We start from the raw sequence: 16,792 nt of genomic DNA, 5'->3' as shown, positions 1-16,792 counted from the left end.
TTAAATTTGTTCGGTAACTTTTTTCTAAATGCTAATCAAGTAGTAAAGAACTTTAATAAATTGGTATCTTTAAACTTTAGCTAGTTATCAAATCTAAATAATAATAACGAGTAAAACACATAAATATATTAATTATATATTGATTTTTAAGTGTTTTACCTTAAGATATATACTATATGGCGTGTGGAAATTGCGGAACAGGAGCTGATGGACAACCAAAAGGTTGTAAAAATAATGGCACCTGCGGTACGGACGGATGTAATAAACTTACTGTTTTTGATTGGCTTTCCAACATGACAATTCCAGAAGGTCAAGAAGCATTTAATTATATAGAGGTACGTTTTAAAAACGGACGTAAAAACTATTATAAAAACACTGAAAATGCAACATTAAGCATTGGTGATATTGTTGCTACTCAGGCAGCTTCGGGACATGACATAGGAATGGTTACACTTACAGGTGAACTTGTCCGTGTACAAATGAAGCGCAAAAAAGTAAAACAAGACACAGAAGACACCTTAAAAATATACCGTAAAGCCACTCAAAAAGATATTGATATTTGGACAAAAGCTAGAGATCGTGAAGAACCTATGAAGGTAAAAGCACGACAAATAGCTATCCGACTAGATTTACAAATGAAAATTTCTGATATCGAGTTTCAAGGAGATGGTTCAAAAGCTACATTTTATTATACTGCCGAAGATCGTGTAGATTTCAGACAACTTATTAAGGAGTTTGCGCAGGAATTCAGAACACGTATTGAGATGCGACAAATTGGTCTTCGTCAAGAAGCTTCTAGATTAGGAGGTATAGGGTCTTGTGGGCGTGAGTTATGTTGTTCTACCTGGCTTACAGACTTTAGATCTGTTACCACAGGAGCAGCTCGATACCAACAACTATCCCTTAATCCACAAAAACTAGCAGGTCAATGTGGGAAACTTAAATGTTGCCTTAACTATGAATTAGACGCCTATATGGATGCTTTAAAAGAGTTTCCAAAAACAGAAGTCAAATTACACACAGAAAAAGGAACCGCAGTATGTCAAAAAATAGATATTTTTCAAGGATTTTTGTGGTATGCATATGAAGGAGAATGGATGAATTGGCATAAGCTTACCGCAGCTCAAGCCAATGAAATCATCACGTCAAACAAAGCAAAAGAACCTGTTGCGAGTCTTGAAGAATTCTCTTCAGAACACATTGAAGACACTAAAATAGACTTTGGAAACGTTGTAGGACAAGATAGTCTTACGCGTTTCGACAAACCAAAATCAACTAACAAACGTCGCAACAATCGAAACCGAAATAAAAAACGCGCAACAGCTAACGCAACCAACAAAAAACCAGATCAGAAAAAAGCAGGTCAGAAGCCTAATCAAAAGAAGAAAGACCCTAACAAACCAGCACAAAAACAAAACCCAAACGCCAAACGTTCTAATAACAGACGTAACAGATCTAAAAAGAAACCAGACAACAATGCATAAAGTAGGCATAGTTATTCTTCTTGTCATCACTATGATCTCATGTGATACAAATCGGGTATATGACAATTACCAAACGGTAACTAATGGATGGAATATAAATGAATCGATCCAATTTGAGATTTCTGACGTAGATAGTATAACACCACATAATGTATTTATTACATTACGAAACACCAACGAGTATAAGTACAGTAATTTATTCCTGATCACAAAAATGGATTTTCCTAATGGCAAACAACTCACAGATACCCTTGAGTATCCTATGGCGACTCCAGAAGGAAAATGGTTAGGCACTGGATTTAATGACGTAAAAGAAAATAAATTATGGTATAAAGAAGGGGTACGCTTTCGCGAAAGCGGCACCTATAATTTTTCCATAAAGCATGCCGTACGTAAAAACGGAAGCATCACTGGAGACGAACGATTAGAAGGAATTACAGAAGTAGGATTGCGTATAGAACGCCCTCAAAATCAATAACAATGGCAAAGAAGCAAATCAAAAAAAAGCAAGCTACCACCACTCAAAATAATTTTACAAAAATCCTGAAATGGTTTTGGGGATTATTTGCTGGAGGACTTTTAGCAGTCGTCTTATTGTTCTTATTGGCAAGTTGGAATGTATTTGGAAAACTCCCTACGTTTGAAGAATTAGAAAATCCAGAAAGTAATCTTGCTACCAAGATTCTCTCTGCAGATGGAAAACAATTAGGTACATATTATAATGAAAATCGTACGCCTATTAAGTACGAAGACCTTCCTCAACATCTTGTAGATGCCTTAGTATCTACAGAAGACGAACGTTATTTTGATCATTCTGGCATTGATTTTAAAGGAACCGCAAGAGCTTTTGCATATCTAGGTCAAAATGGAGGAGCTAGTACCGTAACACAGCAGTTATCTAAACTGTTATTTTCAAACCCTCCAAAGTCTACAGTAGAACGTTTAATCCAAAAAGTAAAAGAATACGTCATTGCTACACGCTTAGAACGTCAATATACTAAAGAAGAGATCATAACCATGTATCTCAACAAACAAGGATTTTTATTTAATGCCATTGGAATAAGCTCTGCTTCTCGTATTTATTTTAATAAAAATGTAAGTGATTTATCTATCGAAGAATCTGCTGTTTTTGTAGCCATGCTTAAAAATCCTAGGCAGTATAACCCACATCGTAAAATTTCAAGAGAAAAATCTAAAAAGCGTCGTAATCAGGTGTTTAAGCAAATGGAGAAAAATGGTTTTCTCACTACCGCCGAAAAAGATTCATTGCAGGCATTACCTATGGTCGTAAGGTTTACGCCAGAAGGTCATAGAGATGGCATCGCAACGTATTTCAGAGAAAATCTAAAAAAATTCTTAGCAGATTGGATTGAAAAAAATCCTAAAGGAGAAGATGCAGATGGAAACTTAGAATACTATAATATTTATAGAGATGGATTAACCATTACAACTACTATTGATTCTAGAATGCAACGCATAGCAGAAGCAGCTGTTCAAAAACACATGCCTAGATTACAAGCAGAGTTTGACCATCAAAACAAAAAAAATAAAACAGCCCCTTTTAGAGATATCGAAGAAAGTGAAATAGAAACTATTTTTAATAATGCTATGAAAAGCTCTGAGCGTTGGCGCAAAATGAAGGCCGCAGGAAAGAGCGAAAACGACATTCGAAAATCTTTTGATATAAAAACAGACATGTCTATTTTCTCGTGGCAAGGAAATATTGATACTATAATGACACCTCGTGATTCCATACGCTATTATAAAAAATTCTTACGTACAGGTATGATGTCTATGGTTCCGCAAACTGGTGAAGTACGTGCTTGGGTAGGAGGTATTAATATGTCACATTTTCAATATGACCATGTACAAACAGGAAAGCGTCAAGTAGGGTCTACATTTAAGCCTTTCTTATATGCAACTGCTGTAGATCAATTACATATTTCACCATGTGATACACTTCCAAATACATTGTTTTGTATTGCTGAAGGAAAAATGGGAAACACCAAAGAGTGGTGTCCTAAAAATTCTGATGGAAAATATGGCGGTATGATGACCATGAAAGATGCGCTTGCAGGATCTGTAAATACCATCTCTGCTAGGTTGATGAATGAAGTAGGACCACAACCCGTTATTGATCTTGTAGAAAAATTAGGCGTAGACGTACGTAATATTCCTCCTGTTCCATCTATCGCATTAGGAACAGCAGATTTAAGTTTATATGAAATGGTATCTGCCTATAGTGCTTTTGCAAATCAAGGTGTATATATACAACCACAGATAGTAAGCACCATTCAAGATAAAAATGGCACTATTTTATATCAACACGTTCCAGAAACAAAAGACGTATTAAGTGAAGAAGCAGCCTATGTAACGCTAAAATTAATGGAAGGAGTTACACAATCTGGATCAGGACGAAGATTACGTACTGGAAAATCAAATCGTGCCGATTATAAAGAGGTAATGACGGGTCACCCTTATTCTTTTACAAACCCTATTGCAGGAAAAACAGGAACCACACAGAATCAAAGTGATGGTTGGTTTATGGGTATTGTTCCTAATCTAGTGACAGGTGTCTGGGTAGGTGGAGATGATAGAGCAACGCACTTTAGAACTACACGATATGGTCAAGGAGCAACCATGGCACTTCCTATTTGGGGACTCTATATGAAAGATGTATATAGTAACAAAGACTTAGGAATCTCTGACGGAAGCTTTACAAAACCTAAAGATCTATCTATCGAAGTAGACTGTGAAAAATATAAATCTGAAAATACAGACGAAGGAGGTTTTGAAGAATTGGATTTCTAAAACACTCTTTTTATAAGAAGAAAAATAGCCCTGTCATTTTTGATGGGGTTTTTTATGCTTTCGCGAAAGTGTACTCATGCCTAATTTTCGTATTTTTATTTCAAATTAGATAACGATGATCACAAAGAAAGTTAACGGCGTCCAAAATGCCTTAGAAGGTGTAAAAAATGGAATGACGATGATGTTAGGAGGATTTGGATTAAGTGGCATTCCTGAAAATGCCATTGCCGAACTGGTACGCCTTAATGTAAATGAACTTACCTGTATCTCTAATAATGCCGGTGTAGATGATTTTGGACTGGGTTTATTACTCCAAAAACACCAAATAAAAAAGATGATTTCTTCCTATGTAGGAGAAAATGCTGAGTTTGAACGACAGATGCTTAGTGGAGAACTAGATGTAGAGCTCATTCCTCAAGGTACACTTGCAGAACGCTGTAGAGCCGCACAAGGTGGCTTTCCTGCGTTTTATACACCTGCCGGCTATGGTACTGAAGTAGCCGAAGGAAAAGAAACACGAGAATTTAATGGTAAAATGCATGTATTAGAATATGCCTTTGATGCCGATTTTGCTTTTGTAAAAGCATGGAAAGGAGATGCTGCTGGAAATCTTATCTTTAAAGGAACTGCCCGTAACTTTAACCCTAATATGTGTGGTAGTGCCAAAATTACTGTAGCAGAAGTGGAAGAACTTGTGCCTGTAGGAACATTAGATCCAAATCAAATTCATATTCCAGGCATCTTTGTACAACGTATTTTTCAAGGAGAACATTATGAAAAACGAATTGAGCAAAGAACCGTAAGACAAAAACAATAATATAGTAATTGATTATACCATTAACTCATTGTACATATGGCATTAGATAAAAACCAAATCGCACAACGCATTGCTCAAGAAGTAAAAAATGGATATTACGTAAACTTAGGTATTGGTATCCCAACACTGGTGGCAAATTATGTACGTAATGATATAGAAGTAGAATTTCAAAGTGAAAACGGCGTATTAGGTATGGGTCCCTTTCCTTTTGAAGGAGAAGAAGATGCAGATATCATTAATGCAGGAAAACAAACCATAACCACCTTACCTGGTGCTAGTTTTTTTGATAGTGCTACAAGTTTTAGTATGATTCGCGGAAAACATGTAGACCTCACTATTTTAGGTGCTATGGAAGTGGCCGATAATGGAGATATCGCAAACTGGAAAATACCTGGTAAAATGGTGAAAGGAATGGGAGGAGCCATGGATTTAGTGGCTAGTGCAGAAAACATTATTGTTGCTATGATGCATACAAATAAAGCAGGAAAATCTAAACTATTACCTACATGTAGTTTGCCGCTTACTGGTGTAGGTTGTGTAAAAAAGATTGTAACCAACTTAGCAGTACTAGAAGTCACTTCAAACGGATTTGTCCTTTTAGAAAGAGCCCCTGGTGTTTCTATAGAAGATATAAAAAATGCCACCGAAGGAAAACTAACAATTCCTGAAAATGTTCCAGAAATGAATTTGTAATCTATGACTATTTACGATCTTCAAAACAATCCGCATCGATATATATATAGAGAGGATCGTAATTACAATGCTATTTCTGATAGATTCTTACGAAATAGTTATAAAGCATTAGATCATCTTCATAAAACAAATGCACTTACAATTACCTATGAAGATGATGGCGTAATGGAAACTGTAGATATTATTGATATCCTAATCGCTGACACTGAAAATGATATTAAGCTTATCTACTCTGAAGGTAAAAACTTTTATAGCCCTGCAAATAATACTGTAGGCTTTTACGATACACATGGCGTAGTATTTAGAAAAAATCATAAAAAAAAGTGGTTTACTAAAAACAAAGGATATAATTCTCCTATGGCAGTATTAGCCCATGAATTAATACACTGCTATAACGAACTCTACGAGACAGAAGAATATCTTAAACGTAAAAAAGATCACTCCCCTAGAGGAAAAAAATTAGATCATATTGGCCGTGATCTTTCTTTCCCCAATAAAGAAGAAGAATTTGTTATTAGAATGACAAATCAAGTAGCAAAGCGTCTTCAAGAAGATAAGCGTTCTAATTATGGCAGATCTTATTACAAAGTCGCTGATGTTTGTGATGTACGAAAACACGGAAAAAGAAAAAAAGGAAGAATTTCACAAATTTTCAAATAACTTTATCTTTAGAAATCACTATTTTCTACAAGCATTTTTTTTGAAAAATTAGATTTCAACGATTAAAAACTCATTAAAATCGATGAAATACACAAAACTTTAACATTTAAATGAAAAATTTAAGAATAAAGTTTGCACAAGTGAAAAATTATACTACTTTAGCAGTCCCCAAATACAATAATTGATACCGATAAAGTGTATGAAAAATCAGATTAATGACCAACTAGACTTTATCACAACCATATAGCTTTAAAACTCACACGAGTGTTTAATGTTATGATTTGTTAGAAATCCGCAGGGGGAGCCCTGCGGATTTTGTTTTATCCCTAAATTAACTAACATGCCAAAAAAGTACTCTTTACAACCGCTTAAATCTTTTTTTAACAGTATTAAAGAAGCATTTACATTTATGGTTAACTGCTTATATCTAGCCAAAAAGGTATTCCTTTTTATGATTTAAGCTCCCTTAGGTATAGCATCAATAAGATTCTTAGTATATGGTTTCTGAGGATTTTTATAAATATGGTCTGCCTCGCCTATCTCCTCTATTTTCCCTTTATTCATAACCACAAGCTGATCTGCCATATATTTAACCACAGCTAAATCATGTGAAATAAATATATAGGTAAACTTAAAATCTTGTTTAAGTTCGTTAAGTAGATTTAACACTTGTGCTTGTACCGAAATATCTAATGCACTCACAGACTCATCACAGATAATTAACTTAGGTTGTACTGCTATAGTACGTGCAATTCCTATACGTTGCCGTTGCCCCCCACTAAATTCATGAGGATATCGATTAAAATGAGAACTATCTAGACCTACTCTCTTCATAATAGCTAGCGCTTTTTCTTTACGAGCTTCTTTACTTGAAAAAAGTTTATGAACTTCCATAGGTTCTATAATAGCTTGTCCTACGGTAAGTCTAGGATTTAATGAAGCATATGGATCTTGAAATATAATTTGTATCTCTTTACGCAATGCTCTTAATGCTTTACCTCTAAGATGAGTTATATCTTCTCCTTTATATAGTATGGCACCTTCAGAAGCTCTATCTAATTGTAAAATAGCATTTCCCAATGTTGATTTCCCACAACCTGATTCCCCTACAAGTCCTAATGTTTCTCCTTCATAAAGAGAAAAAGAAACATCATCTACTGCTTTTACAATTCTAGAGGTTCCAAATAAACCTGTTTTGGATATATATGTTTTGGCCACATTATGTACTTCTAAAAGAGGTTTTGTGTCATATAATTCTTTTAATCGTTGTATACGCTCTTCTGGAATTTCAATTTCTGTTTGTAAGGTATCTGATAAATAGTCTTTAATAGTAGGTAACGTAACAAGTCTATTTTCAAGAGAGGGTCTCGCGTTTAGTAATGCTTTAGTGTAAGTATTTTGAGGAGATCTAAAAAGTATTTCAGCTGGAGCTTCTTCTACAATATCTCCTTTATACATCACAAGAACCCGATCTGCAATCTCTTTTACCAGCGATAAATCATGTGAAATAAAAATAATACTCATTCCTGTTTCTTTCTGAATATCTTTCAGAAGTTGTATGATTTCTTTTTGAACCGTAACATCTAAAGCCGTTGTTGGTTCATCAGCGATAAGAATTTCTGGATTACAAGCAATAGCCATTGCAATCATAACACGTTGTTTTTGCCCTCCACTTATTTGATGTGGATATGCATTAAACAAAGCTTCGGGTTCTGGTAGTTTTACTTTTTCAAAAAGCAATAATGTCTTCTCTTTTGCTTCTTTATTAGAAAGTGAGGTATGCTGTTTTAAAATTTCTACTACCTGATAACCACAAGTAAGTGATGGATTTAAAGAGCTCATAGGTTCCTGAAAAATCATAGAGATAACACGCCCACGTATATTTCTATAATCAGGTTCCGAAAAGGAGAGTAATTCTTGATCTTTAAAATGAATTGCTCCTTTTACAATGGCTTTCTTATCTAATAACCCTAAAGTAGCAAGTGTTGTAATAGATTTTCCAGATCCTGATTCTCCTACAACAGCTAGGATCTCATTCTTATATAACTCAAAAGATATTTGATGTATAATTTCTTCTATCTTTTTTCCTTGAGGAAATGATATTGAAAGGTTCTTAATAGAAAGTAGTGTTTCCTGATCCATATACTTCAAAATTACACATTAATTTATGGTATTCTGTCGATAAAAACAGTTCCGCTTTCTTTATTTTTAAAAAATATCTCACATATCTTAAGACAATAGTATCTTTTTTAAGCATAAAACAATCCATATCCCTGTATATGCTTTCGCGAAAGCGTAATTTTCACACTAAAATTCTTTAAAAAAATAGTTTTCACCATAAGAATTACTTTTCGTACTGCATAATTACCATAAGAAAAAATTATAGCTCATAAGAAATATAGATATTTCCTTTTTAATGCTTTTTTTTTCCTTTTTAACCCTCATTTATTTTTTTGTTTTTCTAGTGATTCCGCTTTAAACACAGTTTTTCCTCTTCATTTAGTTTGTTTTAGAAGCAAGCATTTTCTTGCCATAATATTGCAGTATCAAAATAATCGAACACGATTACAACTCGATTATCAAAAACTTGAATTAGAAAAAAACAATAGAAAAAAATTAGAAATGAAAAAGACAATTTTATCGGCATTTGCCTTATTAACGATACTCGCAGCATGTGAGTCTGATGACAACGATATATTCGTTGAAGAACAACAAGAGGAACAACAACAAGAAGAACAGCAGGAAGAAGCAAACTTAGTTACTTTTGATATTACCGTAACAAACGCTGCAAATTATTTTGAAGCAGTACCATTTTCAGAACGTTTAAGAGATGGTGATGCTCCTACCACGGGACCTCTTACTCAAAATGGAGATCAATATCAAATTTCTTTCCAAGCAGTACCAGGTACAAAATTCAGTCCTGTAACTATGATGGGTAATAGTAATGATTGGTTTTTAGCACCCGAAGATTTTGGAGGAATTGATTTATGGCAAAACGGCGCTCCGCTTACAGGAGATATTGCTAGTGAACTGATCTTATTTGATGCAGGAACAGAAGCAGATAATCTTCCAGAGTTTTTTCCGCCAGCAGGAGCAAATGTAGGCCCTGAAGATCCAAATACAGCAACACGTATTGTAGACAGAGGTGGTCTTCGTGGAGACACATATATCACAGCTGTGCTTGATTATGAAGCTGGAACAGCAAACAGTGCAGGGATATTTACTTTTACAATAACTGCTATTATGACTCCAGATCCTGATCAAGCGCCTAGCTCACAAAATGGATTTGTAGTAACACCTGGTATTACTGTATTACACGCATTAGAAAATCCATTATTTACATTAGGAGAAGAAGATAGAGGTGTTGGTCTTGAAGCTATTGCTGAAGATGGAATGCCAACTACATTAAATAACTGGTTTCATGAAGAAGGACCTAATGGAGATCCTATTCGTTTAACATCTACCTATAGTGTGCTTTCTGGTGGTGTAGCATATGCATTTACTCAAGATAGTGATCCTTGGTTCTCTCAAGGAAGTGTTTTAAACCCCAATAGTGGTGTAGAAGAAATCGCTGAAGATGGAAATAGAACTGTAGCTGTAGCCTACCTAAATACATTAGAAGGTGTAACGGCTGTTGCAAATAATGAAAGTGCAAATGTACGTCCTGGAGAGAGTTTAACTTTCGAGTTAACGGTTCCTGTAGGCGCTGCGTATAAATTTGGATATGGAACCATGTTAGTAAATACTAACGACTGGTTTATTGCATATAACAATGAAGGGTTTCCATTATTTGGAGAAGATGGAGAAACTCCGTACTCAGGATTTGGAGCTACTACAAAATCATACTTATATGATGCTGGAACAGAAATAGATCAGGCTGTAGGCTTTGGTGTAGATCAAGCACCTAGACAAGTAGGTCCTAATACAGGAGCCCCAGACGCTAACACAACGATACGTCGTGTAAGCAATCTTGAAGATGTACAATATGGTAAAGGAGTATATAACAGCGGTCCAGGAGTTGTTGCTATAGGTGATGGCCGAGGAGGTTATAATCTTGTAACTGTTGAGATTCGACCAAGAAACTAAAAATATAAAGTGTTCATAATTGATTGGTTTGTTTTTGTTGAAGGGCTGTAATTTTAGATTACAGCTCTTCTTTTTTATGAGATATTCTTCTCTTTTTGAGGGAATCCCTCAATTTAAGTTGTTGGTTTTCATCAAAACACACAATTTCAAATGTTAAAATTGTGTCTTTCATCGATAAAAATTCACCACTATTTACAGGTAAAAGATTTTTTTGTGCATTTTGTCGAAAAATTTTTTTCTTTCTGTTTTTTTGAATGACTTTCGCCGCCGAAGTAAAACAATTGTATTGTAGTTACTTACCCCGAACCATAAACAACAATCATGAAAAAAAACTACCTAAGAGGATTATCTCTAGGATTGGCATTATGCGCAACACAAGTATATGCACAAACGCCAAGCCAAATCTCGCAAATCACCAAAGAAAACAATCAGGAAAGACTAGCTCAATTAGAACAGCAGTTTTCACAAGTAAACGCTCAACAACGCCAGTTTGCAAAGCAGCAAGCGACTCAGAAAGGAATCCCTACTCAAATCAATTTAGACAACGGAGGAATTGCAGAGTTACAGCGTATACTTCCTGACGGAACGCCTATTTACTATAGCACTTTTAATGCAGACGCTGCTATTTCTACTAGAACAACACACATTAATGCTGGTGGTTCATTAGGATTAAATCTAATGGGGCAAAATATGACCGCATATGTATGGGATGGTGGTCACGCAAGAGCATCTCACCAAGAGTATGATGGTGCAGGAGGAACAAATCGTTATACGGTACAAGACGAAGCTAGTGAAGGTATTCAACTTAACTTTCATGCTGCTCACGTAACAGGAACAGTAATGGCTTCTGGTGTTCAAGCAAATGCACAAGGAATGGCTCCTCATGCAAAAGTTAACGGATACCGTTGGAATGATGATGTTGCTGAAGCAACTAATGCTGCTGCAAATGGAATGCTTATCTCTAATCATTCGTATGGATTACTAGGAACTAGTATACCAGACCAGTGGTTTGGATCGTATTCTAGTGAATCTCAAAGTTGGGATGAAATTATGTATAACGCACCATTTTATCTTATGGTTGCTGCTGCTGGTAATGAAGGAAATATAAATACATATAATGGTGCTCCACTTGGTGGAAATGCTGCATATGATAAACTTACTGGAAAAGCAATTACAAAAAACAATCTAGTTGTTGCAAATGCTCAAGATGCTACTATAGCAGCCGATGGGTCTTTAATAAGTGTAAATATAAATAGTGGAAGTAGTGAAGGTCCTACCGATGACTTCCGTATTAAGCCGGATATTGCAGGTAATGGAACAGAAGTATATTCTACATACCAAAATAGTGATACTGCTTATAACTCTATCACTGGAACGTCTATGGCTTCTCCAAATGTAATGGGATCATTATTATTATTACAACAACATTACAATGATGTTAATGGCGCTTTCGCGAAAGCTGCCACACTAAAAGGTCTTGCATTACACACTGCTGATGATGCTGGAGCAATTGGTCCTGATGCTATCTTCGGATGGGGATTATTAAATGCAAAAAGAATGGCAGAAACAATTACTGCCAATGGAACAACAAGTACAATCGATGAGCGTACATTAACAGATGGTGCTTCATACCAAACACAAGTTACTGTACCAGCTGGTAAAATTTTACAAGCATCTATCTCTTGGACAGATGCTCCAGGAACTCCTGTAACAGGAACAAATGATCCTACACCAGTACTTATTAATGACCTTGACTTACGTATTACTAAAGATGCAGATACCTTCATGCCATGGAGATTAACAGGCGTGGACTCAAATGCAAAAGAAGATAATCTTGTGGATCCATATGAGCGTGTAGATGTTGCTGATGCAGATGGAACATATACAGTTACTGTATCTCATAAAGGAACTTTATTTTCTGGAAGTCAAAATTACTCACTTATTATAACTGTAATAGATACACCAGTAGAGCCAGATAATAGCTGTGTAGCAGAAGTAACTGCTTTCCCTTATAGTCAAGGATTTAACAACACTCTTGGACAATGGTCTCAAGATACTAATGATGATTTTAACTGGACAATAAATAGCGGAACTACTCCTTCTGATAGTACAGGGCCTTCAGGAGCTATAGAAGGGTCTCATTATATTTATATGGAGACTTCAAATCCTAATAACCCTGCAAAAGTAGCTATCTTAAACTCTCCTTGTTTTGACTTTATGGGAATGACAGAAGCACATGCTACCTTTCAATACCAAATGACAGGAAACGCAGTAGGTACTATTCGTTTAGAAGCAAGTACTAATAGTGGGATTTCTTGGACAGAAATATGGTCAAAATCAGGAGATCAAGGAGCTAGCTGGCAAAATGCTATCGTAAACTTAGATGCTTATACAGGAGGTACTCTTACATTGAGATTTAATGGAACGTCAGGAAACTCATGGCAAGGTGATATTGCTATAGATGACCTAAAAATTGCTGAAGGAGCATTTGTAGATACGGTAGCACCTTCTACTCCTATTAATTTGATAGCATCAAACATAACAGAGACTACAGTTGATTTGTCTTGGGATGCTTCTACAGATAACGTAGGAGTGACTGAATATGATATATATGTAGACGGATTAATTTCTACAACTGCCGTTGGAACATCATCACAAATACAAGGTCTTGTTCTTGATACTACTTATGATTTTCAGGTTCGTGCAAAAGATGCAGCAGGTAATGCTTCTACATTAAGTAATACACTTACTATAACCACAGCTGGTGGAATACCTACTGGATGTGTAGGAGGAGAAGCTATTCCTTACGCAGAAGGATTTGAAACAAGTATTGGTTTATGGACTCAATCTACTAATGATGATATTAATTGGACTAGAGATGCAAACGGAACACCTTCAAGAAGTACAGGTCCATCAGGTGCGTCTGAAGGAGCTTACTATATGTATGTAGAAGCATCAGGTAACGGAACTGGATTTCCAAATAAACAAGCAATTATCAATTCTCCGTGTCTTGACTTAACAGGGTCTTCTACAATCAATTTCTCTTTTGATTATCACATGTATGGGTCTTCTAATGGAGGAAGTATTGCCTTAGAGATTAGCGATGATGATGGTGCTAATTGGACGGCTATATGGACACAAACTGGAAATCAAGGCAACCAATGGAATACTGTATCACTAGATTTATCTTCATACGCTGGTCTAGGAATCCAACTTAGATTTAATCGTATCACTGGAGGAACTTGGCAATCAGATGTCGCTATTGATAATATTTCTCTTGATTCAAGTGCTACGAACGTAACAAATTCTTATGGAGAACAGATTTTGACTTCTGCAACAACAGAAGAAAACATATCAATTGAAGAATCATTTGACTTTACTGTATTCCCTAATCCAGTAACAAGAGGACAACTTTCAATTCAAGTTGTAGGAGCAGATGTAGAAAAATACACAATCTATAATATGCTAGGTCAAATTGTAAAATCAGGGTCATTTAATAACACATTAGATGTGTCTGAACTTAAAGCTGGGATGTATATTATAGAAGTTGCTACAGGTATTGAAACGCATACCAAGCGATTTGTTAAAAAGTAATACTACTACTTGAACACACACTCTTAATTTAGTGTATAAAAACCCGATGCTATTTGCATCGGGTTTTTTGTATATATATGGACAAATTATTCAGCTAATGAACTTATACTTTTTTCATTTTATAATGATCAAAACACAGTTTTAAAAATTGCAATATCCTCAATAATTAGCTCATAAATTGTTCAAAAATTCCTTTTTTGTTTAAGTTTTTGGCAAAACTCTTATTTTTTTTGATAATTCTTTATCTTTTTTATGTATTTCATCGAAAAAGTTTTAGCAGTTGTCAATAATTCCTTTTTTTTGCGAAAATGTTTAATTCTTTCCCATGAATTAACATAAAAACACTAACCAAAATTAAACAAATCATGAAAAAAATGTATTTAAAAGGATTTTTCCTTTTAGCAGTGCTTTTTGGATCAATGCAGGTTTTTGCACAAACCTCTACACAGATTCAGGAAATCACTAAAGACTACAATCAATCTCGACTCTTACAGTTAGAGCAAAAATTTTCCCAAATCAATCAACAACAAAAACAACTAGCACAACAGCAAGCTGCACAGCGAGGATTGGCTTTAAAAGTAACACTAGATGATGGAGGTTTTGCAGAATTACAACGCGTCTTACCGGATGGTACTCCAATCTACTTCCGAACTTTTAATGTAGATGCTGCGAGATCTACACGTACCAATCATTTAAATACAGGAGGCTCATTAGGACTTAATCTAATGGGGCAAAATATGACTGCTCACGTTTGGGATGGAGGTCATGGCCGTGTAACACATCAAGAATACGATGGTCCAGGAGGAAATAATCGTTTAACAATACGAGATATTGCTTCTGAAGGAGGTACACAATTAAATTTTCACGCAGCACACGTATCTGGAACTATTATGGCTTCAGGAGTACAGGCTGATGCTAAAGGAATGGCACCATATACTAAAGTAGATGGGTATATGTGGAATAACGATGTAGCTGAAGCTACTACTGCTGCTGCAAACGGAATGTTAATATCAAATCATTCTTATGGTTTTAGAGGAGATCTTGTTCCTGATCAATATTTTGGAGCTTATATCGATGAATCTCGTAATTGGGATGAGGTAATGTACAATGCACCAAATTACCTTATGGTTGTTGCTGCTGGTAATGATGGAAATCAAAACAGTTATAATGGAGCTCCTTTAGATGGCAACTCTTCCTATGACAAACTAACAGGGCACTCTACTTCAAAAAACAACCTTGTTGTAGCAAATGCACAAGATGCAAATATTGCCTCAGACGGAACTTTAATAAGTGTTTCTATCAACAGTAGTAGTAGTGAAGGACCTACTGATGATTATAGAATTAAACCTGATATTACAGGTAACGGAACAAATGTGTATTCAACATATCAAAATAGTGATACTGCATATAATTCTATTACTGGAACATCAATGGCTTCTCCTAATGTAGCAGGATCTTTATTATTACTTCAAGAACATTATAATAACACAAATGGTTCATTTGCAAGAGCTGCTACCATTAAAGGATTAGCACTCCATACTGCAGACGATGCAGGATCAACAGGACCTGATGCTATTTATGGTTGGGGATTATTAAATGCTAAAAAAGCAGCAGAAACAATTTCTAGTAATGGTACTTCATCTATTGTAGATGAATTAACACTTGCCAATGGAGGATCATATCAAATACAAGTAGATGCCAATGGAGGACCTCTTTTAGCTTCTATTTCATGGACAGATCTTCCAGGAACTGCAACTACAGCAACAAATTCTTCTACGTCTAGATTAGTAAATGACTTAGATATACGTGTTACGAAAAATGGAACCACATCTACGCCTTGGAGACTTACAGGTGTTACTACAAATGGAAAAGGTGATAACACTGTAGATCCTTATGAGCGTGTAGATATCGCAAATGCAACAGGAACCTACACTATTACTGTAACACATAAAGGATCTCTTTCTGGAGGAAACCAAGCCTTTACTTTAATAGTAACTGGAACTGGAACAGCTACTCCTCCTCCTCCAATAACTTGTAATACGACTATTTCAAGTTTTCCATATAGTCAAGGTTTTGAAAATACCTTAGGAAATTGGACTCAAGATGCTGGAAATGATTTTGATTGGGCATTAAGAACAGGAGGAACACCTTCAAACAGTACAGGACCTTCTGGAGCATTTGAAGGAACTCATTATATATATGTAGAAGCTTCTGATCCTAATTTTGGAGGAAAAACAACAATTCTTAACTCTCCGTGTTTCAACCTTACTGGTGTAAATGCCCCTACGGCTAACTTCCATTATCAAATGACGGGTAATTCAGTAGGAACTATTAGACTTGAAGCTAGATTAGATGGAGAAAATACTTGGACTGAAATATGGTCGCAAGCTGGTGATCAAGGTGCTAACTGGTTAGAAGCTAATGTAAATTTAGCAGCTTATAGTGGTAATACAGTACAACTTCGTCTTAGAGGAACGACAAACACTTCATGGCAAGGAGATATTGCTATTGATGGATTTGGTATTGAAGGTGCTCAAGCTGGAGACACACAAGCTCCGTCTGTTCCAACAAATCTTGCTGTAACTGGAGTAACAACTAGCTCTGTTGCACTTTCTTGGAACGCTTCTACTGATAATGTAGGTGTAAC

The 16,792-nt window shown here is 35.6% G+C and carries 10 protein-coding genes; 9 read left to right on the top strand and 1 reads right to left on the bottom strand.

The genetic code is table 11. From position 1 onward, the window contains the following. Nucleotides 1-176: 176 nt before the first annotated feature. From ricT to Q1A01_RS10490, 6 genes are all read left to right on the top strand, one after another. Nucleotides 177-1,484, top strand: coding sequence for a regulatory iron-sulfur-containing complex subunit RicT (gene ricT / locus Q1A01_RS10515; protein WP_299680063.1), 1,308 nt, complete (start codon nucleotides 177-179; stop codon nucleotides 1,482-1,484). Further along, on the top strand, nucleotides 1,477-1,962 hold the full coding sequence (locus Q1A01_RS10510) for a gliding motility lipoprotein GldH (protein WP_299680060.1): 486 nt from the start codon (nucleotides 1,477-1,479) through the stop codon (nucleotides 1,960-1,962). The genes ricT and Q1A01_RS10510 overlap by 8 nt, the downstream gene beginning before the upstream one ends. A gap of 2 nt (nucleotides 1,963-1,964) precedes the next feature. Beyond that, on the top strand, nucleotides 1,965-4,295 hold the full coding sequence (locus Q1A01_RS10505; RefSeq protein WP_299680057.1) for a transglycosylase domain-containing protein: 2,331 nt from the start codon (nucleotides 1,965-1,967) through the stop codon (nucleotides 4,293-4,295). Between the two features lie 115 nt (nucleotides 4,296-4,410). After that, nucleotides 4,411-5,112 (top strand): CoA transferase subunit A, encoded by a 702-nt coding sequence (locus Q1A01_RS10500; protein WP_299680054.1) that lies wholly within the window; start codon nucleotides 4,411-4,413, stop codon nucleotides 5,110-5,112. A 36-nt stretch (nucleotides 5,113-5,148) separates the two neighbouring features. Further along, nucleotides 5,149-5,805, top strand: coding sequence for a CoA transferase subunit B (locus Q1A01_RS10495; RefSeq protein WP_299680051.1), 657 nt, complete (start codon nucleotides 5,149-5,151; stop codon nucleotides 5,803-5,805). Nucleotides 5,806-5,808: 3 nt separating this feature from the next. Then, nucleotides 5,809-6,465: a hypothetical protein gene (locus tag Q1A01_RS10490; protein WP_299680048.1), complete on the top strand. Its 657-nt coding sequence runs from the start codon at nucleotides 5,809-5,811 to the stop codon at nucleotides 6,463-6,465. A gap of 456 nt (nucleotides 6,466-6,921) precedes the next feature. Here Q1A01_RS10490 and Q1A01_RS10485 read toward each other — a convergent pair whose 3' ends face one another. After that, on the bottom strand, nucleotides 6,922-8,607 hold the full coding sequence (locus Q1A01_RS10485; protein ID WP_299680045.1) for an ABC transporter ATP-binding protein: 1,686 nt from the start codon (nucleotides 8,605-8,607) through the stop codon (nucleotides 6,922-6,924). Between the two features lie 480 nt (nucleotides 8,608-9,087). Here Q1A01_RS10485 and Q1A01_RS10480 point away from each other — a divergent pair, with 480 nt between their 5' ends. The 3 genes from Q1A01_RS10480 to Q1A01_RS10470 all read left to right on the top strand — a co-directional run. Next, nucleotides 9,088-10,551, top strand: coding sequence for a spondin domain-containing protein (locus tag Q1A01_RS10480; RefSeq protein WP_299680042.1), 1,464 nt, complete (start codon nucleotides 9,088-9,090; stop codon nucleotides 10,549-10,551). Between the two features lie 321 nt (nucleotides 10,552-10,872). Then, on the top strand, nucleotides 10,873-14,145 hold the full coding sequence (locus Q1A01_RS10475) for a S8 family serine peptidase (protein ID WP_299680039.1): 3,273 nt from the start codon (nucleotides 10,873-10,875) through the stop codon (nucleotides 14,143-14,145). Between the two features lie 365 nt (nucleotides 14,146-14,510). Further along, a partial coding sequence (locus Q1A01_RS10470; RefSeq protein ID WP_299680036.1) for a S8 family serine peptidase occupies nucleotides 14,511-16,792 on the top strand: 2,282 nt, incomplete at its 3' end.

The sequence above is a fragment of the uncultured Dokdonia sp. genome (assembly GCF_947492815.1).
Classification (GTDB): domain Bacteria; phylum Bacteroidota; class Bacteroidia; order Flavobacteriales; family Flavobacteriaceae; genus Dokdonia.
Note: the sequence above shows the minus strand (reverse complement) of the source record. Positions and strands in the feature narration are given on the sequence as shown.

What these genes read in the sequence shown, in the direction of transcription:
- ricT (WP_299680063.1), top strand. Translation starts at nt 177, where the DNA reads ATGGCGTGTGGAAATTGCGGAACAGGAGCTGATGGACAACCAAAAGGT.
- Q1A01_RS10510 (WP_299680060.1), top strand. Translation starts at nt 1,477, where the DNA reads ATGCATAAAGTAGGCATAGTTATTCTTCTTGTCATCACTATGATCTCA.
- Q1A01_RS10505 (WP_299680057.1), top strand. Translation starts at nt 1,965, where the DNA reads ATGGCAAAGAAGCAAATCAAAAAAAAGCAAGCTACCACCACTCAAAAT.
- Q1A01_RS10500 (WP_299680054.1), top strand. Translation starts at nt 4,411, where the DNA reads ATGATCACAAAGAAAGTTAACGGCGTCCAAAATGCCTTAGAAGGTGTA.
- Q1A01_RS10495 (WP_299680051.1), top strand. Translation starts at nt 5,149, where the DNA reads ATGGCATTAGATAAAAACCAAATCGCACAACGCATTGCTCAAGAAGTA.
- Q1A01_RS10490 (WP_299680048.1), top strand. Translation starts at nt 5,809, where the DNA reads ATGACTATTTACGATCTTCAAAACAATCCGCATCGATATATATATAGA.
- Q1A01_RS10485 (WP_299680045.1), bottom strand. Translation starts at nt 8,607, where the DNA reads ATGGATCAGGAAACACTACTTTCTATTAAGAACCTTTCAATATCATTT.
- Q1A01_RS10480 (WP_299680042.1), top strand. Translation starts at nt 9,088, where the DNA reads ATGAAAAAGACAATTTTATCGGCATTTGCCTTATTAACGATACTCGCA.
- Q1A01_RS10475 (WP_299680039.1), top strand. Translation starts at nt 10,873, where the DNA reads ATGAAAAAAAACTACCTAAGAGGATTATCTCTAGGATTGGCATTATGC.